Source organism: Methanobacterium alcaliphilum (assembly GCF_023227715.1).
Classification (GTDB): Archaea; Methanobacteriota; Methanobacteria; order Methanobacteriales; family Methanobacteriaceae; genus Methanobacterium_E; species Methanobacterium_E alcaliphilum.
Window position 1 is genome coordinate 21,933 of sequence record NZ_JALKIF010000013.1, and the last position, 22,809, is coordinate 44,741.

At 31.7% G+C, this 22,809-nt stretch carries 25 protein-coding genes; 7 read left to right on the forward strand and 18 right to left on the reverse strand.

Going from position 1 to position 22,809, the window contains the following annotated elements:
- Window positions 1–6: 6 nt before the first annotated feature.
- Together MXE27_RS09775 and MXE27_RS09780 are read right to left on the reverse strand one after the other, a co-directional pair.
- A complete protein-coding gene (locus tag MXE27_RS09775; RefSeq protein WP_248612250.1) occupies window positions 7–813 on the reverse strand; it encodes an ABC transporter ATP-binding protein in 807 nt (268 codons plus the stop codon).
- Window positions 814–823: 10 nt separating this feature from the next.
- Window positions 824–1,606 (reverse strand): ABC transporter permease, encoded by a 783-nt coding sequence (locus MXE27_RS09780; RefSeq protein ID WP_248612251.1) that lies wholly within the window; start codon window positions 1,604–1,606, stop codon window positions 824–826.
- A 338-nt stretch (window positions 1,607–1,944) separates the two neighbouring features.
- Between MXE27_RS09780 and MXE27_RS09785 the strand changes: the two genes are divergently transcribed.
- The 5 genes from MXE27_RS09785 to MXE27_RS09805 all read left to right on the forward strand — a co-directional run bounded on the left by MXE27_RS09785 (window position 1,945) and on the right by MXE27_RS09805 (window position 8,699).
- Window positions 1,945–3,075 carry a glycosyltransferase family 2 protein gene (locus MXE27_RS09785; protein ID WP_248612252.1) on the forward strand — a complete coding sequence of 377 codons (1,131 nt, stop codon included), beginning with the start codon at window positions 1,945–1,947 and terminating at the stop codon, window positions 3,073–3,075.
- A 109-nt stretch (window positions 3,076–3,184) separates the two neighbouring features.
- Window positions 3,185–4,138: a glycosyltransferase family 2 protein gene (locus tag MXE27_RS09790; protein WP_248612253.1), complete on the forward strand. Its 954-nt coding sequence runs from the start codon at window positions 3,185–3,187 to the stop codon at window positions 4,136–4,138.
- 295 nt (window positions 4,139–4,433) lie between these two features.
- A complete protein-coding gene (locus MXE27_RS09795; RefSeq protein WP_248612254.1) occupies window positions 4,434–6,206 on the forward strand; it encodes a glycosyltransferase family 2 protein in 1,773 nt (590 codons plus the stop codon).
- Between the two features lie 138 nt (window positions 6,207–6,344).
- The gene (locus MXE27_RS09800; RefSeq protein ID WP_248612255.1) at window positions 6,345–7,229 is read left to right on the forward strand and encodes a glycosyltransferase family 2 protein; all 885 of its coding nucleotides are present in this window, start codon (window positions 6,345–6,347) and stop codon (window positions 7,227–7,229) included.
- A 63-nt stretch (window positions 7,230–7,292) separates the two neighbouring features.
- Window positions 7,293–8,699: an undecaprenyl-phosphate glucose phosphotransferase gene (locus tag MXE27_RS09805; protein WP_248612256.1), complete on the forward strand. Its 1,407-nt coding sequence runs from the start codon at window positions 7,293–7,295 to the stop codon at window positions 8,697–8,699.
- On the opposite strand, the gene MXE27_RS09810 is transcribed toward MXE27_RS09805, so the two are convergent.
- Window positions 8,696–9,043, reverse strand: coding sequence for a hypothetical protein (locus MXE27_RS09810; protein ID WP_248612257.1), 348 nt, complete (start codon window positions 9,041–9,043; stop codon window positions 8,696–8,698). The two genes, MXE27_RS09805 and MXE27_RS09810, sit on opposite strands and share 4 nt — an antisense overlap.
- Before the next feature lie 24 nt (window positions 9,044–9,067).
- Window positions 9,068–9,334 (reverse strand): hypothetical protein, encoded by a 267-nt coding sequence (locus tag MXE27_RS09815; protein ID WP_248612258.1) that lies wholly within the window; start codon window positions 9,332–9,334, stop codon window positions 9,068–9,070.
- Window positions 9,335–9,527: 193 nt separating this feature from the next.
- Between MXE27_RS09815 and MXE27_RS09820 the strand changes: the two genes are divergently transcribed.
- Window positions 9,528–9,821 (forward strand): 4a-hydroxytetrahydrobiopterin dehydratase, encoded by a 294-nt coding sequence (locus MXE27_RS09820; protein ID WP_248612259.1) that lies wholly within the window; start codon window positions 9,528–9,530, stop codon window positions 9,819–9,821.
- Between the two features lies 1 nt (window position 9,822).
- Here MXE27_RS09820 and MXE27_RS09825 read toward each other — a convergent pair whose 3' ends face one another.
- The 6 genes from MXE27_RS09825 to MXE27_RS09850 all read right to left on the reverse strand — a co-directional run bounded on the left by MXE27_RS09825 (window position 9,823) and on the right by MXE27_RS09850 (window position 13,348).
- Complete coding sequence (locus MXE27_RS09825) at window positions 9,823–10,329, reverse strand: CDP-alcohol phosphatidyltransferase family protein (protein ID WP_248612260.1); 507 nt, start codon at window positions 10,327–10,329, stop codon at window positions 9,823–9,825.
- Window positions 10,330–10,365: 36 nt separating this feature from the next.
- Window positions 10,366–10,935, reverse strand: coding sequence for a flavodoxin domain-containing protein (locus MXE27_RS09830; protein ID WP_248612261.1), 570 nt, complete (start codon window positions 10,933–10,935; stop codon window positions 10,366–10,368).
- 26 nt (window positions 10,936–10,961) lie between these two features.
- The gene (locus MXE27_RS09835; protein ID WP_248612262.1) at window positions 10,962–11,480 is read right to left on the reverse strand and encodes a flavodoxin domain-containing protein; all 519 of its coding nucleotides are present in this window, start codon (window positions 11,478–11,480) and stop codon (window positions 10,962–10,964) included.
- 19 nt (window positions 11,481–11,499) lie between these two features.
- Window positions 11,500–12,000, reverse strand: coding sequence for a MarR family transcriptional regulator (locus tag MXE27_RS09840; protein ID WP_248612263.1), 501 nt, complete (start codon window positions 11,998–12,000; stop codon window positions 11,500–11,502).
- A 1-nt stretch (window position 12,001) separates the two neighbouring features.
- Window positions 12,002–12,838, reverse strand: coding sequence for a hypothetical protein (locus MXE27_RS09845; protein ID WP_248612264.1), 837 nt, complete (start codon window positions 12,836–12,838; stop codon window positions 12,002–12,004).
- Window positions 12,839–12,964: 126 nt separating this feature from the next.
- Window positions 12,965–13,348: a hypothetical protein gene (locus tag MXE27_RS09850; protein ID WP_248612265.1), complete on the reverse strand. Its 384-nt coding sequence runs from the start codon at window positions 13,346–13,348 to the stop codon at window positions 12,965–12,967.
- A 154-nt stretch (window positions 13,349–13,502) separates the two neighbouring features.
- Between MXE27_RS09850 and MXE27_RS09855 the strand changes: the two genes are divergently transcribed.
- Window positions 13,503–13,889: a hypothetical protein gene (locus tag MXE27_RS09855; RefSeq protein WP_248612266.1), complete on the forward strand. Its 387-nt coding sequence runs from the start codon at window positions 13,503–13,505 to the stop codon at window positions 13,887–13,889.
- Between the two features lie 130 nt (window positions 13,890–14,019).
- On the opposite strand, the gene MXE27_RS09860 is transcribed toward MXE27_RS09855, so the two are convergent.
- The 8 genes from MXE27_RS09860 to MXE27_RS09895 all read right to left on the reverse strand — a co-directional run bounded on the left by MXE27_RS09860 (window position 14,020) and on the right by MXE27_RS09895 (window position 22,544).
- Complete coding sequence (locus tag MXE27_RS09860; RefSeq protein WP_248612267.1) at window positions 14,020–15,078, reverse strand: GNAT family N-acetyltransferase; 1,059 nt, start codon at window positions 15,076–15,078, stop codon at window positions 14,020–14,022.
- Window positions 15,079–15,804: 726 nt separating this feature from the next.
- A complete protein-coding gene (locus tag MXE27_RS09865) occupies window positions 15,805–16,161 on the reverse strand; it encodes a hypothetical protein (RefSeq protein WP_248612268.1) in 357 nt (118 codons plus the stop codon).
- Between the two features lie 86 nt (window positions 16,162–16,247).
- Window positions 16,248–17,396, reverse strand: a complete 1,149-nt coding sequence (locus tag MXE27_RS09870; protein WP_248612269.1) for a CDP-glycerol glycerophosphotransferase family protein — start codon at window positions 17,394–17,396, stop codon at window positions 16,248–16,250.
- Between the two features lie 3 nt (window positions 17,397–17,399).
- Window positions 17,400–18,599: a CDP-glycerol glycerophosphotransferase family protein gene (locus MXE27_RS09875; RefSeq protein WP_248612270.1), complete on the reverse strand. Its 1,200-nt coding sequence runs from the start codon at window positions 18,597–18,599 to the stop codon at window positions 17,400–17,402.
- Between the two features lie 43 nt (window positions 18,600–18,642).
- Window positions 18,643–19,878 carry a CDP-glycerol glycerophosphotransferase family protein gene (locus tag MXE27_RS09880; RefSeq protein ID WP_248612271.1) on the reverse strand — a complete coding sequence of 412 codons (1,236 nt, stop codon included), beginning with the start codon at window positions 19,876–19,878 and terminating at the stop codon, window positions 18,643–18,645.
- Between the two features lie 330 nt (window positions 19,879–20,208).
- Window positions 20,209–20,934: a phosphocholine cytidylyltransferase family protein gene (locus tag MXE27_RS09885; RefSeq protein WP_248612272.1), complete on the reverse strand. Its 726-nt coding sequence runs from the start codon at window positions 20,932–20,934 to the stop codon at window positions 20,209–20,211.
- Window positions 20,935–21,011: 77 nt separating this feature from the next.
- Window positions 21,012–21,983, reverse strand: coding sequence for an NAD(P)H-dependent glycerol-3-phosphate dehydrogenase (locus MXE27_RS09890; RefSeq protein ID WP_248612273.1), 972 nt, complete (start codon window positions 21,981–21,983; stop codon window positions 21,012–21,014).
- A gap of 183 nt (window positions 21,984–22,166) precedes the next feature.
- The gene (locus tag MXE27_RS09895) at window positions 22,167–22,544 is read right to left on the reverse strand and encodes an iron chaperone (protein WP_248612274.1); all 378 of its coding nucleotides are present in this window, start codon (window positions 22,542–22,544) and stop codon (window positions 22,167–22,169) included.
- Between the last annotated feature and the right edge of the window lie 265 nt (window positions 22,545–22,809).

Here is a 22,809-nt window from a genome sequence, read left to right on the forward strand (position 1 = left end):
GATATCTTATTCCACGCTTTTCATGTAGGCGTCACACACTTCATCAGCGTCTCCACTCATAACAATTTTTCCATTCTCAAGCCAGATAACTTTATTGCACAACTCTCTGACTTGAGTTATGGAATGAGAAACTAATAATACTGTTACACCGGAATCAAATAACGAACGAATTTTATCTCCACTTTTTCTCCTGAATTTGGCATCTCCTACAGATAATACTTCATCCAGTATTAATATATCTGGTTCTACAATGGTAGCTATGGAAAACCCTAGCTTAGAACGCATACCTGAGGAATAATTCTTAATAGGAATTTTTAGAAATCGACCTAATTCTGAAAATTCGGCGATTTCATCATATTTTTCCTCTAAAAATTCTTTTGAATAACCTAAAATTGCTCCATTTAAAAAAATATTTTCGTTTCCAGTGTAATTTGGATCAAACCCAGCACCTAATTCTAACAAAGGAGCTATTTTTCCAGAAACCGAAATATTTCCAGAAGTAGGTTTCATTACCCCGGCTATGATTTTTAGCAGAGTACTTTTACCTGCACCATTTAATCCAATTAATCCTAGCCGATCCCCTTTATTCAAGCTAAATGAAACATCATCAAGGGCTATAAATTCTTCTTTTTTAATATCCCTTTTAATCCATTTGATAACATATTCCTTAAGATTATCAATCTTTTCAGGGCTCATGTCAAATTTCATGGTTACATGTTCTGCCTTGATAACTACTTTTCCGGGCTTATTGGATTTTTCAGAACTTGAGCCACTAGATTCTTGATTTTCTATTTGTTGATTAGTTGTATCCAATATATCCCTCCTAAAGGTGTAATATGAATTTATCCTGACTTTTATAAAATACAATAATTCCAATGATTAGGGTTATGACTGAAATCAGACTTAAATACAATAATAATCCGGTTCCAGGTAATGTTCCATAGAGAATTGAATCCCTAAGTCCACTAATCGCGCAATATACGGGATTAGCATAAAATACAATTATGAACTGCTCGGGTATGATGGTTATGGGGTAAAATATAGCACAGCCATATAACAGTAAACGCGTGAATACACCATATAAATATTTTACATCTTTGAAAAAGACATTTATAGTGGCCAGTATTAAACCACAGCCAATAGTGAATATGAATAAGAAAAATATTGGTATTATGGCCGTTAAATTAAAAATTGAAAATGGACATCCAGTGAATAGCATTACTAAAATCAATACAATCATGGAAATGAGGAGATTGATTGTTTCTGATAAAATACCTGCCAGTGCATAGATATATTTAGGAACATACATCTTTTTTAGAATCGGCGCCCCTTTCTTTATAGAATTCATTGACAGCGTGGTGGCTGATGAGAAGAAAGAAAATATTAAAAACCCGGTTAAAGCATAAACTGCAAAGTTAGGTATGCTCTTTCCAAAAAAAGTCCCGAACACTATGGTTAACACCATCATGTGCAGTAATGGGTTTAAAAAACTCCATAATATTCCCAATACAGATCCCCTGTATTTTACAGTGATATCTCTTTTAACTAGTTCAACCAGGAGAAATTTGTACTTGGTGAAGTTTTTTATGAATCTGTGATCTAACATGATATCTAAAACATCCCTAAATAAATTAATAGCTGTTTTTCATATTTGTTTTGTTTAATGAATGAATGAAAATCCTGAAAAATATATTGATTAAACCGGTCCAGTATACTTTTTCCCTTCTATTTTTTAGTGAATAAATGATATTCAGAAATCTAAAATTTAGTATTTACTATAATTAAGGAACAGATAATATAAATTTTTCTTATCATTTCTTAAATAAGTCGTGTAAATATTTAAATAAAGTAAGATGAATTAAATTTTACATAGTGATGTAGAATTATGGAGTATATAAATATAATCTTAAATTGGCTCCTAAAACAAGAAAAGGTGGGGGTTTATTGTCTTATTTAATAAGTATCATAGTTCCTCTATATAATGCGGAAAAATATATTGAAAAAGGTTTGGAATCAATTATAAACCAAAGCATCGGTTTTAAAAATTTAGAGGTTATACTGGTTAATGATAATTCAATGGATTCTACCTTAGAAGTACTTCAAAAATATGCTAAAAAATATGAAAACATTAAAATTATCAGTTTAGCTGAAAACCACGGCCATCCCGGTGTACCCCGAAACATAGGAATGGATGCAGCATCAGCAGATTATCTGATGTTCATGGATCAGGACGATTTTTTTGAGCCAACCGCGTGCGAAATATTACACAATAGAATAATCAAAGAAGACGTTGATATAGTATCTGGAAGATGGTATAAACTGGTTGATGATGCTAAGATACCATTTAGAGAACTCGAATCCGAGATAAAAATAGACAGTATAAACGAAGATCCATCAATATTAGGACATCCTGCTTTCATATGGGTCAAAATTTTTAGAAAATCGTTTTTAAAAAACAACGATATCTATTTTCCAGAAACCGGAATAGAAGACGTCGTATTCACTTCCCATGCATTCTTAAAAGCAAGTGGGATAATCATGCTTAAAGATGATTATATATACACTCACTATGCGAATCCTCATTCTATAAGCCGATCAAAATCTATAAACTACCTTAACCAATTATTGATTGGTTACAGGGAAGCATATCTCAGATTTAAAAAGAACGATTCTTTAGAATACATCAAATATCTAATAAACATGAGGTTAACTTACTTCTTAGACACATTAATTAGAAGTGAACTATCCCTAGAAGAGAATGAAAAAGTCATTATAGAATTTCAAAAATTGTACAAAAAGAGTAAAGATATGGGTGCAACGCCAGGGGAACGTTTAAAACTCTTGTTTATTTTAATTGAAACCCAGCAATTTAAAAATGCAGTCTTATATATGCAAAAATTAAATTACGTGGACAAACTGGGCAGGCAGAATAAAATATTAAAGCAAAAGAATAAAGATTTAAAAAAGCAGAATAAATCTTTAAAAGAGGAAAATAAAATCATGGAAGAGAAAATGAAAAAAAGAAGCAATATAAAGGGTTACATTAAATATAAAACCAGTAAACTAAAAAAATAAAGGGATTTTGCTTTTAAATTATTTCATGATGAATTATTATGCCCTCTAGAAAAAAAGTAGATGTTAACTATTTTTCGAATTATATCTTTAACTTAATCAAGGTAAAAAAATGAATAATGTGTCGGTAATTATTCCCAATTATAATGGATTGAATTATTTAAAAAAACTTTTCTCATCATTAGAAACTCAAGAATACATTGAGGAGATAATAATTGTGGATAATGGGTCCAGTGATGGAAGTATTGATTTTATTCATGAAAAATACCCCCATTATGTTTTAATAGAAAATGAAAAAAATTTAGGTTTTGCAGCTGCAATAAACCAGGGGATAGAAGTCTCAAAAGGAGATTACTTATTCTTATTAAATAATGATATGGAACTGGAAAAAAACTGTATCTCTAATTTACTAAAAACTATGGAAAACAACCCCAATATATTTGCAGTATCTTCTAAGATGGTGCAGTACCATGATAGAACTAAAATGGATGATGCCGGCGATGAGTACACCGTTTTAGGCTGGACAAAAAGAGTGGGCTATGGAAAATCCCGGGATAAATACAATGATTCAAGAGAAATTTTCAGTGCCTGCGCAGGAGCATCTCTTTACAGAAAACAAATTTTTGAAGAAATTGGATATTTTGATGAGAACTTCTTTGCATACTTAGAAGACATTGATATCAGTTATCGGGCATTAATTCAAGGTTATATTAATATTTATTGTCCTGGTGCCGTTGTTTATCATGTGGGCAGTGGAACCAGTGGAAGTAGATATAATGAATTTAAAATACAATTAGCTGCTCGAAACAATATATACATCCCTTACAAAAACATGCCCTGGCCCCAACTGACTATAAATCTTTTATTTTTGCTCATGGGATTTTTTATTAAGTATCTGTTTTTTCTTAAAGCAGGGAAAGGTCCAGTTTATTTAAAAGGATTGAAAGAAGGATTAAATTCTTTAGATAAAATAGACAAAGTAAACTACCAAAGCAAAAACCTTGAAAATTATTTAAAAATTGAGTGGTTACTTATTAAAAATACTATAAAATTCCTATTTTTTTAAAAACACAAACACTTGTAAAAAACATTTTATTTCAAGATAATGTTTTAAATAATATACCCCAATATAGTTTAAAATATGATATCAAATAAAGAAAAATCTGCTTTTTTTGCCCTTTAAATATTATTATAGGTCTTTTTTATATATTTGGGAAGCAAATATCCCCCATCATATCAATCAAACCTCGCTATTAGTTTTTTTGATTTCATCTTATTAAACTATAAATAATGGAAATTTAAACAAAATTTAAAAATTATCAAAACACGTGTAAAACTAATCACTGTGGAGTAAAAGAGCAATGGCTAAACTAAAAAAAAGACCCAAGATTATTGCTAAAAAACTGAAATCTTTTTTAAAAAAATTAAAAGCTAGATTTTGCAAATTAAATATACAAATTCCAAATTTTAATGACTTTGATGAGTTTCTTACATATTCTTCAATATCCCCCCTATTAGAAGCACCTTTCGGTGAAGAAGAAAAAAGGTGCTTTGCTCAAATGGAAAATATAGCTCGTTTTTTGACTGAAGAAAGTCAAAAAGTTGAAAAAACAACATTAGTATCCGTAATAATGCCAGTGCATAACCGTATTGGCACTATATCCTCTGCAATTGATTCTGTATTGAAACAGAGTTATCAGAATTTTGAACTGATTATTGTTGATGATGGTAGTGACGATGGTACCACGGAATTTTTAGAAAAAAATGAAAACCCTAAAATCAAGATAATAAAAAATAAAACCTGCCAGGGCGTATCTAATGCTAGAAATAAGGGTTTGGACTATTCTAAAGGCAAATATATAGCTTATCTCGATTCAGATAATACCTGGGAAAAAGACTATCTGGGAGCAATAGTTGGTGCTTTTACATATCTACCAGACAGTGATGCAGTATATGGTGGCCAATATCTGTATAGAGGTTATGATAAAAGCCCCTTCGCCATTCGTTTTGGTAGTTTTAATTATTCCTTAGTCCATAACCGCAATTACATTGATCTCAACACGTTCTGCCATACCAAAGAACTATATAATCGCTTGGGTGGTTTTGATGAGGCTTTAAATCGATATGTTGATTGGGATTTAATCATGCGCATATCCGAAACATCCACCATATATTCAATCCCCGTTCTTCTTTCCAACTATTATTATGATAAGGCAGACAATACCATAACCAATAATCGTAGTTTAAGCCATCATTTAAGTTCAATCAGAGAAAAACAAGATGAAAGACTACAAACACGTTACAAAAATACACAGAATGTATTGAAACGTGAAGTAAGTGCCATAATACCCAGTTATGAATCATTAGAAGATTTAAAAGAGTGCATAGATTCGCTTTTAGAATTAAATGACAAATTGTTGGAGATTATAGTGGTAGATAATGCTTCAAGTGCCTCTGTAGTGGAATATTTGAATAAATTAAAGGCAGAAAATAAAATAAAAGTTATTCTAAATGATGTTAATTATGGTTTTACTTATGCCGTGAACCAGGGAATAGGTATATCCCGCCCCAATAGTGACATATTACTTTTAAACAACGACGCAATTGTAACTCCCGGCGCAATTGAGAATATGCAAACTGCATCAGATACACTGACCCAATGTGGCATTGTTATACCCCAACAGGTGCTTCCACCCAAGACTAAAACTATAAATACCCACGTTCCTTTTGCTAATTCCCATATTGAATGTGATGTTAGTTTATCTGCACACCACAAGAATATTATAAACACTCCTGTTTTCCACAGTGGCCAAGCAGTAGAACTTAAATTTGCACCATTATTCTGCGCATATATTAAAAGAGACATTTTAAAGCAAACCAAAGGTCTTGATGCAGAATATGGCCGTCATTATAGATCAGATAGAATATTATGCGACTATGTGAGGCATGTATTGAATTTGAAGATTTATTATATTCCGCAAGCAATTGTACACCACAAATTACAAAAATCCACCGATCTTATGCGTAGTAAACCCCAAAACAAAGAACAATTTAATCTCATGTTCATTAAAAATCAATGGGAAAGTGAATTAGCACAGAAACTTGGATATAAAAAAGCACCATGGGATAATTAAAAAAATATCGGCCCTATAATAACTTTTTTTAATGGTCCTAAATATATCAAAGATAGATTAATAATTTCAAAGAATAGCTTCTGATTTAAGGTAGCATGAACTTAATAATTAATAAAAGTACGGATAAGGAGAAAAAGGATGGATTTATCTATAATAATAGTGAATTACCGGACTTATGAGTTAACCAAACAGACCATAAGCTCCATTATAACAAAAGAACACCAATTCACATATGATATTTATTTAATAGATAATGCATCAAATGACGGTAGTTTTGAAAAATTACAGAAAGATTTTTCTAAAGAGTCCCCGGGCGGTTTAATTAAATTTATTGCAAATTCTCAAAATAAAGGATTTGCACATGCCAATAATTTAGCTTTGAATCAAACCAATGCATCATACATACTCTTACTCAATTCAGACACCATAATTATTGGCGATTGTTTGGAAAAATGCTTAACTGAAATGGAAAAAAATGCGTCCATTGGTGCTCTGGGATGTAAAGTAGTTCTGGAAGATGGAACTTTAGATAAAGCATGCAGAAGAAGTTTTCCTGACGTTGATGTATCTTTTTACCGTATGACTGGTTTATCTAAACTTTTTCCAAATAATGAGCGATTTGGAAGGTACAACCTTACTTATATGGATGAAGATAAAACTTATGAAGTGGATAGTCTGGTAGGGGCCTTCATGATGGTGCGATCTACGGCTATTGAACAAGTAGGGCTTCTGGATGAAACTTTTTTCATGTATGGTGAAGATATTGACTGGTGCTATCGCCTTAAAGAAAAAGGCTGGAAAATAGTTTATTATAGTGATGCAAAAATAGTTCATTATAAGGGTGCCAGCAGCAATGGGAAAAAACAAAAAAACAAACTCATATACGAATTTTACAGAGCAATGTATATTTTTTACAACAAACACTATAAAAATAAACATTCGATTATAATAACTACTATTACTTACTTGGGAATAGGAGGAATGTGTGGTTTAAAACTGTTCTTAAATATTTTTAAGAGATGAAAACCATAATATTATTTGATATTCCCCATTATTTAATACTGAAAATTAATTATATGTGATTAAATGATTCAACAGAACCAGAGATTCTTCAATATTGTCTTAATCTTGATTGACATGCTAATAATCACCCTGGCATTTATGTTGGCATGGTTTATAAGGTTCAAAACAGACTTGTTAGGATTTGGACAAAGTAGCTGGGGATTTACACATTACATGATGCCATTAGGAGTAATTTTGCCCATTTACATTGGTCTTTATTATCTCACCGGATTGTATAGTCCTCAGAGAGCTAAAAGGACTAATACTGATGAATCAGTAAATCTGATAAAAATTAATTTGGTGGGAATTTTTATAGTAGTCACCTTATTATTCACATTTAATTTAACTGATTTTTCAAGATTTTTACTGGGAATGTTTGTTATATTCAGCACCGCTTTTGCAATTGCAGAAAGATCAATGTTTAGACAGTTATTAAAATTCATACGCAGTAAAGGTTATAATATTAAACACATACTGGTTGTGGGTGCTGGTGAATTAGGGGAAAAGTTTGCCCGTAAAATTAAGCAAAATAGTTATGTGGGTTACCATATTATTGGTTTTCTGGATGATCACCTGGAAAAAGGTCAAAAAATTGCGGGAATTCCCATAATTGGAGACACCAATGACTTAGAAGAAATTATATTGAATAAAGAGTTAGATAGGATCATTATAACCATATCTCCCCGGCATTTTAAAATTTTAGATCATCTGGTAGATACTTGTGAAAAGCACGGTGTTAAAGCAGAAATAGTGCCTGATTATTACCGATATTTCCCGGCAAAACCATCCATTGACATGATTGATGATATACCCATTATCAATATCAGATATGTGCCTTTAGATAATTCATTTAATTCTGCACTGAAAAGAATTTTTGATGTTTTTTTGGCTGTGATTGGTCTGGTTATTTTCTCCCCTATTTTAATTTTCACCACCATCATGGTTAAAATTAGTTCCCCTGGCCCTATTATTTTCCAACAAGAACGTGTAGGTCGCCATAGGAAAAATTTCAATATGTATAAGTTCCGTAGCATGAAAGTTCAAGACGAAGACCATGAAAAATTTCAATGGACCACCGAAGACGATCCTCGTAAAACTAAATTTGGAACTTTCATCAGAAAGACCAGTATTGATGAACTTCCCCAAATATTCAACATACTTAAAGGAGATATGAGTTTAATTGGTCCTAGACCCGAACGTCCTCAATTTGTTGAACAATTTAGAGAAGAGATTCCTAAATACATGGTGAAACATCATGTTCGTCCAGGGATGACTGGTTGGGCACAGGTCCATGGATGGAGAGGCAATACCTCAATTCCCAAAAGAATAGAACATGATATATATTATGTGGAAAACTGGACCATGTCTTTAGATTTTAAAATATTTTTACTGACATTTTATAAAGGATTTACTGATAAAAATGCCTACTAATCATTTAATTCCAGTACTCTTTTTAATTCCTGCAAGTTAACCTCTATAAAATCTTCTGCAGAAGGATCCGCCAGTATTTTTAGTTGTCTTTTGCCTGTCCTGCGATATGCATTATTTAATATGATTTGAAGATCATTTATTGGCATTTCCAGAATTTTTTCTACCTTACATTTTTCTTCTAGAGATAATCGGGTACTGTATGATATAACCTGGCTTTCAAAAGACTTAACTAAATTGGATTTTTTGGATACCCATCTCTTTAATAGAATAGAGGGAACTTTTGTGAATATATCCAAAGTATCAATCACGTCTTTTTCAGTGACTTTTATATTATTTTCTTCCATTTGTTCCCCTCTGGAAAATATTATTTAAGCCGTGTTTATCATCTCAATGAATTTTTTCAGGTCTTTAATATTGAATATGAATTTATGAGTCTTGCTTTTACCTAATGGCCTCATAGTCATTAAACAGGATACTGCAGAACCCTTTTGATTGGCTTCCATAATATCATCAAACCAATCCGCATCTTCTTTATTGTGAAAAATGATTTCCATGACTTTTGATTGTGGATGGATAGTACAGTCTCGATTTTTAAGTGCTTTTTTTAATTCTTCTATATCTGATTCAATTACCATCAAATTCCTCAAACTTAATGATTCCCTGCGATCAACGTATCTATATTTAAAAAAATTAAATTATTTATTCAAGTATATTCTGTTTTTAATAAAGATAACAGTTACTATTAACAGCGTAAAAAGTTTATTTGCAAAAAAATAATCTTAACTTTAATACTTTTAGAAATATAAGCAACATATCAGGAGGTTGATTATGAAGGCCCCGACGCTTTTATCTGCCAATGAGATTAGCCAAAAAATTAAGGATTTATCAAATTGGGAAATTGTAGAAAACCATCATTTAATAGGTGTTTTTGAATTTAGCGACCTTGCAAGTTCCATGCATTTTGCAGTTAAAATAGGCAATCTTGCAGAAGAAATGCAGCACCACCCGGAAATCGTCATCGGCACGGGAGTAGTGGAGTTAACTATTTTTACTCATGATAGCGGTGGTTTAACCCAGTTAGACTTTGATTTTGCTAAAAAAGTTGAGGATATATTTAAATAAATCACGCATTCACCGATTTACCTAAAAACACTAAGCGGCTAGTAATGGATACTATGCAAAATAAAACAAAAGATAATTGCAATGGCCCGATTATATCAGTTCCCGGAAATAAAAATGTTACAATGATCATTAACATGAGATAAGATCCTAAATATTTACCAACGGGGTCATAGATGGGTTTATTAAAATTAGAGGTTGCCATAAAAATAGCGAACATTAAAATTATCAAAACCAATATTAATGGATTGTAAAGATCCCGTGCGATAAAAGCCGAAAAACAGGAAATTATAAGGATAAAATCAGATAACACATCAAGAAACGCCCCACTATCTGTTTCAGAATCCATTTCTCGGGCAATATACCCATCGAAAAAATCGGTGCATGCTGCAAAAACGAAAATTAAAAGAGAAATCATATATTCCCCATTTAAGTAAGTATAGACAATAGCCGGTGATAACATTAACCTGCTTAAAGTAATTAAAGAAGGTATTTTTGATTTAGGACTCATTTTATGCCTCAAAAATGGGGAGTGTGAACCAATATTTTAACTTAAAATGGCCAATACCAGTTGTGAAGATTTTGCTTGAGGATTTTCACCAGAAACCACTTTCATGACTGCTATAACATTGATTGCGTTTTTACCAGATATTACGACTTCTTCTCTAAGTAAAGTTTCATTATTTGCAGTGTCTGGATCATTACCTGCTGCAAAAACAGCTATTTTAGTACCTTCATCAGTTTTTATTGAAGATAAATAAGATTGAATAGAACTACTGATTTTGCCGGCGTATATAGGGCCTCCAACAATTAGTATATCATATCCCAACGTATTAGCCGCATCAGCACTGCTTATACCTGCCAGATTAACGTTATATCCTTTAGACTGCAAATCTTTGGCAATTGCTGTCGAAATCTCTTTAGATTCCCCACTTATACCTGGATCGTACACTACCATAGCACTACCTGCTGCTTCTCCTGCAGCATTTAGTTTCTCAGATCCGGTGGCAGTATAGCTCATCACATCGAACATTACAAAACCCATTGCCACAAAGGCCGTTACTAACATGACAGCTAACACCATACCGGCATATTTTAATATTTTCTTGATTTTCATTTTAAATCCTCAATTAATTTTGGAAACTAAATTTTTTGACCAATCCCTGATTTCATCCAGTTACGATAATCATAGCGTTTGCTGGTATCGATTCCCTGCTTTTCCAGGTCTTTTCTAATAAACCGATTAACCAGTTTAAACATTAATCCGCTGGCTTTAGGATCGTAAAGACTTCCAAAAAGTCCTAGATCCAGTGGCTTGTTGATTAAATTATCTTCAGCAACTTTGATGAGATAATTATCCCAGCCCTCTTGTTTAGTTTCTTCCTTGTTGGCTGCACCGCAGGTGACAAATAGTGCCACATTTTTAGTTGCCAGTTCTTCTTTGTGTTCTTTCAGGAAGTTTAGTGAATTTTTGGTCCATTTACCAATCTTAATACCACTACCAACCACGATCAAATCATAAGAAGATATATCTATTTTTTTAAGGCCTTTGGCATCTTGGAGGTCGGTTTCAACACCTTCTTCAGATATAACTTTGCTAATTTCCTGTGCAATTTCTCTGGCAGCCCCATATCTTGTTCCATATACTACTAATGCTTTCATTATTAAACCCCATTATTGTTTATCTATTTTTATATTCATTATATAAGGCTAAAGATAATTTTTCCAGTTTAGCCATGATCTCAAATAAATTCTTTATTTCTGCATTATCCAATCCATTGAATAATTCTTTTATAGATTTTTCATCACTTTCTGATCTTTTTTTCCAGAATTTACCATATTCATCAGTGACTTTTAGTCTTAATATCCGTTTATTATTAAAATCTCTTTCTATATTGAGTAATCCTCTGTCTTCTAATCGAGTAGCTAGTTGTTTAACATTCTGGTGAGTTGTACTCATGGCTTCTGCCATTTCCTGCATGGAAGGTGCATGGTTAAAAGCATTTCCTAATATCACAAGCAATAACCATTGTTTAGTTGTTATTTGATCTTCACTAAACTCTTTATTTATTATATAACTCCATCTTTGCTGTATTAAAAATAAAACCACCAGAGTGTATTTTTCCATTTCCAGAAGGTCCCCCACATCATATTCTGCCATTATTTCATCAGAATCTTTCATTTTATCCACTTTTTATTGAGTCATTTTTAGTCATAGGCAAATAAATCCCTTTTATTTTACTATAAAATCCTGAAGCAACCACAATACCGGACACGGTTAAGATAATAAAGAATATAACCTGGCCCATATCCACAGCCACTCCATTTAAAACCATGAAGAGTACCATGGATAAAATTGCCGTTCCCAGCAAAGCAGCTTTTATCAGAAAAACAGAGGCTATAACAAATCCCCATTCATTATTTTTCATTAATAAGTATGAACTTAAAATCGCTGTTGGTACCACCACCCCTAAATCTAAAGCTTGAATCACCAGCGTAGTGTAAGTTTCAAGAGCTGGAGGATTGGTTCCAACTAGTAGCGAATCAACAATCATTTTTAGCCACATCGAAGCCAGCATCAAACCCACTATAGCCAAAAAGACTGCAGTTATTTTTCTCATAGAATTTGATGAAAATGATTCTCTGACTTTTTTTATATCAAGAGAGACTAATTCTCCCAGAAACGCGAACAATGCCAGAGAAAATATCGCCACATAAACTAGGAATAATTGGTTGTAAGAGGCTGCAAATGAAAGAGACGCATATGTGTAAATAAAGTAAAATATGGTTCCCATCCATATTAGACGCCCTCTTAAAGAGTTTTTTGAAACTAAATAAATTGACCCTACCAATATAGGAATAACAATAATCAATGTTATCAAATCTTGACCTTGCATTTGAGATATTATTGAAATGGTATCATGCTGATATAAATTAGGCCAAAATAGGCCAGTTAAAGTAGCCATCACAGACAATATGATTATAATCAGCGAACTTAAAAATATGATTTTTTTATTCATTTTGAATCTCCATGAAATTTAATTGGTAATATATTACCAATTTAGGTAATATATTACCTAATAGGAAAAAGGAGTATATAAAGTTAACCATTACTTGCTAAAAAAATATAAAATAAAAAAAAATATTCACTCAATCCGCTTTCCATCTGTAACCGATATATAGATGGCATCAGAATACAATCCCTGAGTAGTGTATACTGAAACATTCCAGACACGAACGCCCTTAAATGTAGTCAATGTTGTGTTGTTTCCCAAGTAAACTCCCATTGCAATGTATTTTTCTGCAAGTTTATTTGCTTCAGCAGCAGTTATATTTTTAGTTGTGTTATTTGTCGTAGTATGGTTAGTAGATTGATTAGTAGTATTATTAGTTATATCAATGATATTTGTGTCATTATTGCCTGTTGTGTTATTGGTGACATTAGTTTGAGGTTGTGTTAAAACCCATGCCCCTGCACCAATCAAAACAACTATTAGGATTACTATAGCCGCTATAAAACCATTATTCAAAATTTCACCCCCATTATGGTTTTATTTATATTTATTAATAATAGAAATTATATTTTACCACAACATTATAATACTAAAAACAGAATATATATTATTTTTTGCACAAAATATAATATGTCCAAAGTCCAATATAAAGTGCAGAAGGTAAATGACAATGAAAAATAATTATTATATTGTAAAATTTAAACATAAAGCCCGATCCGATTCAATATGTATACGAGTTTTAGGAGATCCGGATTATAAAGAATCCTTTGAAATAGAACCTCATCTAAAAATTTATTTTAACCACGAAAAGAAACCAATGGCTTTTAAAATATCTGATCCATCGCTTCTATTAGAATTGAATAAGAAAAATTTATTGAAAGCTATTTCAGAAGTTCAAGCAGAAATAAAAATTGATGAAAAGTCCATAAGTTTCTGTGGCCGGTTTTACTTATCCATTGATAATGATAAAATAGAAAAACCATTTAAAATAGAATCCCCTAATACTAAGGGAATTCCAGAAATACACAGTAATTTTACCTCAGTCGGATTTTATTAACTTTATTAGTGATGGGTTTTTTTTATAAATTAAGTAATTCATTAATTAAGTTAAAAGCCCATACCATTAAATTTACTCTTTTTAGCAAATATTAGATGGTTTAAGGTCTAAAAATCATATAAGAAGCATATTAGGGAATTAAATCCCGCACATCAACAAAAAATCTATCAAATTCGTCTATTTCCTCCTTAAAAGATTTAGTAAATACTGACCAGATATCCACCATGGGTTGAAAATCTTTTAAATCAACAATTAATGGATCTTGAGGATCCAATGTTGCCAGCAAATAACCTTTTTCATCATTCAGTAGTAAATTATTGAAATATGAGATCAATGCTTTTATGGCGCCATTATTTTCCGGCCGATAGGCGTGATTTGAAAGCATACTCATTTTAAAGAACTCTCCCTCTGCTGGAATGTAAGGAACCTTGGTAAAGTGACTGAAAAAATCATATACTCCTTTCATTACTTTCCACGATGTGGGTTCTCGGGCAAAGCAAAAATCAGCATACTTTGAGCAGTCCCATAAGCCCCCACATGCAACTACTTTATTGTTCTCTTTAACCACATAGAAGTTTTCAAGTCCGTAGCCCTGAATATGGTTTATATATTTCTGGAAGTTTTCTCGATTATATGGTACAAAGTGTTCTCTACCATCGTAATAATCATTTATAAGTTCTACGGTTTCCTTAATTTCATTTTTATTTATCTGTTTAATTTTATAAACTTCAGGAATATCATATGTTTTATAATTTGATAGTGCCGCCGAATAAACATCTAGTACTGGAGAATAACCCATTGATGAGAATAATGATTTGGATGAATCGTTAGGTTCATAGATATAGCAGTAGATATGATCTGCTCCATGGGATAGGGCATTATCTTCTACCTCTTTCACCAGTTGAGTAGCTATCCCCTGTCGGTGGTAATCAGGATGCACATTTACTTCAGCCAGATAAATATATTTTCTATTTTTTTGAGTTTTTAATGTCCAACCAATCCATCCCACGACTTCATCATCTTTCTGGGCTACCTTGATCTGAGAATTTTCATACACCCCATATCTATTAACCGTATCTTGAGTTTTCTTCACTCCCATGGCGCACCTATTATCTCCTTGAGGACACATTTGCTCAATATCCATAATACATGCACTATCTTTACTTTCAAATGGCCTGATTAAAACCATTTATTTAACCCCCTATATTTCACCCTGAAGAGACAAAAAAATAGTCATTAAAAATATTTTCACCCTCACAGGATGAATACTTTTCCAGTTAGTATTTATGTTTTAAGTTGCTTTAAAACTTTTTAGAATATGATAAAAATATTACTTTAATGACCATGATTGAAAAATAATCCCAAAATATGAAAAAGGACCCGCGGACCGTCTTTGCCATTAAATCAAAATAAAAATCTTTTTCTAATGAGTTTAAAAGATTAAAATTTGCACTTGGAGGGATAAAATTATACGGAAAATAATACCATTAATATGTTTTCTGGTGATTTATTGTGAGTGCAGTTCAGTCTTTGAAGAAGACCCTTCCACAGCAACTTTGAAAGCATCTGACAAAATTAAATACCATAGAAAGCCAGAATAATGCGTTAATCATTAAAATTGATAATTTAAACGCAGCCCATACTGGTAAGAATAAAGCTAAATGACTTTTAATTGCCTTAAAACACTGAAAACAATCTCTTAAGTTGAAGAGATAGAATACTAAAAACGCATCCTATTACTTATAAAAGCGGCACTATAAACACACATGCGCATTGAGTTAAAATAAAAGTTTTCCAGCGGAAAGAGAAGAGTTTACAGCAAAAAGTTGCCAAAAAAGCAAAATTACTGACTAAAATTAAAAAGAATAAGAAGAGTTAATTTTTCTTAACTTTTATTTTTTTTAAAATATTATTATTATCCACACCCGCATTCTGGTGGTTCATTATAAGCTTTCATTTTTTCTAGATCCTGTAGTGTGATGGATAAAGAAAAGAACGTGAAACCTGCATCGTCATTACTTTTCATTATAGGAGACATACCTTTAAATGAACATCCTATATCTCCGGTTCCACCAATGTCGATTTTTAGAAGTTCATCGTTCTGGAATAATTGGAAAAATTCTTTCAAATCAACCATTTCCTTTTCAGGTGTTCTAAAATTTACAGTTAGTACTCCATTTGCTCTCGAATGCAGCCTTACAAATTTTTCACTTAGGGATAGGGATTCTCCACTATCTTTTTTGAATATTACTTCTTGAGTTATATCAGACATGATAATCACTGATTGATTTTATAGAATATATGTGAATTTTTGTTTATTAAAATAACCATTAATAAATTATTATAGTCAGTCTCAGATTAAAATAACAGGCCATATAACCTTTCTCGGGACCGCCCATCACAATTTTCTAAGTAAATAGATAAAAACTCGGATAGATCATACCCATAACTGCCTTTATTGATCATGTCTATAATTTCGTCTGTTTTATAGGCAATAGGTCCCGGGACACTTGTTTTATAATCTCCGTAGAATCCCCTATCCTTTTTTTCAAAAGTTTCCAGATCATAACTATAAAATATCATTGGTTTTTGTAAAAGAGCATATTCATAGATTATTGAAGAGTAATCTGTTATTAAAATATTTGAGCTAACCATAAGAGTGCTGAGTTTGGGATAATGTGAAAAATCATAGATTTTATCAGAATAATGTTCTTTTGAAAACATTTCTTCAATATTAGCATCACCTGCGATATGGGGGTGCAGTCTAAGACCCAGAACATAAACATCTTTCAGTTTAGATATCATCTTATCAAGTTCCAGACGAATTTCTACATCTTCACCATCCCTGAAAGTAGGGGCATAAAGAATTATTTTTTTATTTTTTAGTTCCGGATACTCCTTGAAGAATTCCAGACTTTTTGACTTTATTGAATCTTCATTGAAGAACAGGTCTGTGCGAGGACATCCAATGTTGAATATTTTTTCATCTTCTGCTTTAAAGGCAGTTTTATAGATATTTTTCATCCAGTTAGATCCTACAATAAAATGAGTAGTATTTTTACATACTGCCATTGCCCTGTCACGGATCCACCCTTCTTCTGAATCAACCCCAAATTTCTTTATAGAACCTGTACCATGCCATAATTGGATTAGTTGAGTATTTTTTTTAGGTTTTATACTGGAAAATGGTAAAAAAACATTATCCATAAATATGATGTGTGAAGTAGAAATTTGATATGGTAAATAAATGAACATGATCAGTAGATTACGTATAATATTTTTATTTATTTTAAAGTTATAATCATCTCGGGTAATTTTTTTAAAAATCAGATCGGGGTCTCTTTTTTTAAAATAATCATGAACAGAGCCTATATTTCCCTCATCACTATCATCGTGGGTCATGATAAGTAGTATTTTTTTAGAGTTTACCGGGAATAAATAACTGATATAAAAGAATAGAGCCATGAGAGAATAGGCTATGCCCTTAAAAAGTTTAGCTTTGTCCATTTTTTAATCCTCATCAAAATTATAATCGGAATTACGGGTTATTTTTAAAATTATATCCACAATGAATGATGACGCATTGCCCTTATCAAAACTGGTGAATTTATTTAAAAATGCATCATATTGGGCTTTGTAAAGTTTATAGTCATAATTTTTAATATGCTTCACCAGATCCTCTGATTTTTCTACAATCGGGCCTGGAAATTCTTTAAATATGTTGAAATAAAACCCGCGCAGGTTATCCCGATATTTTTCATAGTCATAGGCATATATTATCATGGGCTTTTTAAGAAGAGCATAATCAAACATGACTGAGGAGTAATCTGTTATTAAATAATCAGAGATAAGGTATAGTTCCTGTATATCCCATAAATGGTCACATTCATAAACAAATCCCTGGTACTTATCCCAGTTCAGTGAGTCTTTTACCAGGTAATGTAATTTTATCAATACAATATGAGTATCTGAGAGTTCTTTTTTTAAAAGATCGAAATCCATTTGGGAAGAGAATTTATATATTCCATTTTCATGAAACTCGTCGTCTCTCCATGTGGGAGCATATAATATAACTTTTTTATCTAGGGGAATATTATATTGCATTTTGATTTTTTTTATGGCTTTTTCATTGTTTTTCTGAAATAATATGTCATTTCTGGGAAATCCTGAGGCTAAAATTTCGTTTTTAAATGCGAAGCATGATTTGAATCGTTTCGAAGTATAATCACTTTGGGAGATTAAATAGTCCCAAGTTTTAGTATTTTCTTCAAATAATCTTTTATATTCCTCCAGTTCCATACCTTCACTCATGCTGAGAACTTCTAAATCCATGGCTAATTTTTTAAGAGGAGTTCCGTGCCATAACTGGATGTAGGTTGCCTCAGGCCTTTTAATTATAAAAGAGGGAAGTCTAGTATCGCATACCCATACCTTAGAAATAGCCAGATAATACAGATAACTTAGTCTCGCTCTTTTTACCTTCGTAGCATTGCCTGGGATTTCTAAATTGGTATCCTCCAATGACCAAACACATTTATATTTTTTATCCAGTCCTCTTTTAACCATTTCTTCATAAACGTATTTGGGATTACTTGTATAGTTACGCCCCACATTACTCTCAAAGAAGATAACATTATCTTTTACAGGTAATTTTAAAAATACGTGGTAAATAGAGACGATTATCTTCTTTATCATAGATTTTATGTTCATGAAAACTCCTACAATTAATTGATATTTGGAAAAAGGACGATTATTATCTTTCCATCTTTTGGTGTTTTGCCACTTTATCTATATCTTTAAGTTCTAAAATACGATTAACTACCCGGGAAGCAGATTTACCATCATCATATTTAACAAATTTTTGGGTGAAGACATCATATTTCTTTTTAAACTCATCAGAGTCATGATTTTTAATATCTTCAATTAAATCTTCGGTTTTTTTAGATATAGGGCCTGGAATTTCCTCTAAAACATTTAAATAGAATCCTCTAAGTTCATCGCGATATGTTTCCAAATCATACATAAAGAAGAGCATGGGCCTATCCAGTATACAGTAATCAAACATGACTGAAGAATAATCTGTGATTAACACGTCTGATACTAGATATAATTCTGCAATATCCTGCAGGGCTCCGAATGTGTAAACAAATCCTTCATAATCAGACCAGTCCACATCTTCAACCACCAGATAGTGATATTTTACTATGATTACATATTCTTCAGATAGTTCCTGCTGTAATAAGTCAAAGTCCATATCAGTTACAAATTTGTACTTACTTTTATCATGAAATTCATTGTCTCTCCAGGTAGGCGCATATAACAACACTTTCTTATCTTCAGGAATACCTAATTTTGATTTTAACCGATTTATATCGCCTTCATTATTTTTATTAGTTAAAATATCGTTTCTGGGATATCCATAAGTCCATATATCTTGTAATGGAGAATATTTTCCAGAAAAGGCAAAAGCATTTTCAAATATCTGGGAAGAAAATTCGTTTTGAGCTAGTAAAAAATCCCACTTTTTAGTATCTTTATAGAAATTGCATTTGTATTCCATTATGTTTTCACTGCCAGCCATGAAAACATCATCCATATCCATTCCCAGTTTTTTAAGAGGGGTGCCGTGCCATGTTTGTATATAAAACCCTTGATCTCGTTTTTTAATGTATTTGGGGTCTCTTGTATCAAATACCCATATTTTTGCCCGGGCCATATAATAATAATAGTTTAATCTACTTCTTTTAATTTTTTTTGCATTTCCTGGAATTTCTGTAGAGGTGTCCTCAAAAACCCAGACACACTGCATTTTTTTATCCAAACCCTGATGCACCATCTCTTCATAAATATATCGGGGATTGCCGCTGTAATTCCTTCCCATGTTACTTTCAAAAATAATCAGGTCATTGATTACTGGAAGTTTTCTAAATAGGGAATACCCGGGTAAAATCATGTAGTTTTTGATAAAATCTTTGAAGTTTCGATTCATTGTATCACTTAGTACCCTGTTATTTAATTAATCCACGAGTAACCAAATCATGAAAAAAGTATTGTTATTAAGGAAATCTCAGAATTTGATTAAATAAATTAGTGACTTTATAAAGATATTAAAGGTTAGATAAGAATATGATTTAAATATTTTTATAGGTGATTGATACTTCACAATTCCAGTTAGTTACAAAATTTTATTTCACCTATTAAAAAATATAGATACAATTATCATCTTGAAAAATAGGAGTTTTGATTATTTAAAAATTAAAAAAAATCAGTATTTAGATTATTAAAAAAATTAAGAATTTAATAGAAATCTTTTTGTAGATTATTGATTATCGAACTCTTCAATCAAGTCATGGGCATATTCCCAATCGTTTTTATCATCAATTTCAGTCCATTTAAGTCCGTTTGTATAAAAATAGTCAATACTTGAATCCCGGCTTAAATCCTTATAGGCCAAGTCATAGTAATTTTGAACATCTTCTGCAATCAGGTCTTCCAGAATAGAATTAAATCTTCTTAAATCATCGCGAACGACTTTTGAAATACCAATGAACTCTCCAGAAGCAGTTCCGATAGGTATACCTTTTCCAATTTCCCGGATTTCATTATCTTCAATTCTGAGTTTAAATGATTCTTCATTGAGATCCTTGTGATTGTCAATTACCAGGGATGTTTTACCCATCTTTAAAAGTCCAGATATTATGCGCTCATCCACCACGTTATCTCCATTGATAATCATTATATCATCATCTAAGTTTTTAGTAGCTAAGTTGACTGAACAGGACGTATTAGTCTGAGCATATTCTTTATTTTCCACTGTAGTGATTTTTACGTCGTATTTATTAGATAAATAATCAACTTTGTCCAGAACTCTCTGTTTTTTATGACCCACCACGACAACAAACTCATCCACTCCATGAGTAATGCAGATTATCATCATACGTTCTAACAAACTTATATCCCCAATTTCCAGTAATGGCTTGGGTATGTCCTTGGTTAGGGGCATTAATCGAGTTCCTGTGCCTGCGGCTAAGATTATGGCTATCACATTATCACCTGAAGATAAAATATCGAATTTAATAAAATTGATTAAAAGGAATAGTAGTTATGTGCTAATATAGTTAATCATTCCATTTTCTTCCATAATTTCTTAAAAGCTAATTTTGGTGGTTCTAGATTAACCATTACATCATAAACAAAATTAACAATTATACTGTTTACAGCTTTTTGGTCGCATATCTCTTTTATGGCCATTATAGAGTTTTTTCCTTCAAATATTATACCTGAAGCTTTTTCATCAACCACTATTTTTTGACCATATAACATTCCCAGAGTATGGTTTCTGCTTTCTCTAGAAGTTGAAGTTAACACTAAATCTCCGAATCCGCAGTAATCATCTACTGTTTCTATTTTACCACCTAAAGCTTCTATAATATCCTTAGTTTCATTGAATCCTTTGGTTAAAACCGCGTAACGCGCATTATCATTTAGATTCATTCCTTCACATATTCCGTAGGCTATAGCATTAATATTTTTAATTACACCACAGCATTCGGTTCCAATTACATCATCTGTTACTTTAACCTTAAATTCTTCTGTACTAAGAACTTTTTTTACAATTTCCAGATTTTGAGGATTATCTGATGAGATATTTGCTGCAGTAAATAGTGATTGGGCGATTTCAAAGGCGAAATTAGGGCCGGAAAAGACCACAGGAGATATGTCGAAATATTCCCGGATAATGTCACTCATGGTTTTTGAGGAAGGATATTCAATTCCCTTGGCTGTGCTCACCATTATACAATTTTTGCATATGTAAGGTGAAAGTTTTTTTAAGGTGGATCTTAATCCAGATGATGGAACACATAGGAATACCATATCGCATTTTTTAATACAATCATAATCACTCACCGGAGTGATATTTTCTGCTAATTTAAGATTAGGATAATATTCACTATTATAACCCGTTCGGGCTATTTCCTCCACTACTTCCTTACGTCGAGCATGCAAATATACTGAATCGACATTTGCAGAGATAAGTTGAGCAATAGCAGTTCCCAGACTCCCTGCTCCAATAACTGATACTTTTAAATTCATTAATTCACCTCAAATAAATAAAATAGAAATTCTGAATGATAAAATAATTATAAAATTCTAATAATCAATATTAATTTACCAAGTTAAATATTATTCTGGGTTATTTAAATAAGTATTTGATAGTAGGGGCTGAGTTTGGGCTATAAAAAAATTAACTTAAATAATCTAAATCAATTCATCATTCTAGTTTATCCCATCTTTTTTTGCAATATTTTCTTCTGCTCGAAATTGTACAATTTTTTTTATCAATCCCAGAGGTAATGGTTCTTTATGTTGGAATTGAATGGTTCCTTTACTTCGCTTATACTTTTTTAATTCATCTTTGAATACATCAAATACCGTGTTGCTTGCGGGGTAAAATCCAATGTGATTTTTAAATGCCCCATAATATACTAAAATACCATGGTAACTGAATGCTAATATGCTATAACTAATTTTTTCATCTGCTTTTGGAACCGTGCTCTTTACTGTCTGGCGAATTTCTTCTAAGCGCTGTTGAATATCTGGAGAATATTCAGCCATATATTCCTCAAAATTACTGAATTTTTTTCTAATTCCCATAAAATCCCCAATGGTTAATCAGTTAAGATTAAAATGTTTGATATAAACAAAAAGTTTCCTGTTCACATCTTTTTGAATTTGATCATTATTATTATATTAAAATAGCATATATTTAGATTTTATTTTGTTAAACATTACTGGTTTTTTTAAATCATCTGCCAAGCTTTTATTTTTTCACAGGAAATTGCTTAGAATTTTTTTTAATTGAATTAAAATTAATTTCTGAAATGCCCTGGAACTAATATAACTAAAAGGGAAAGAGAAA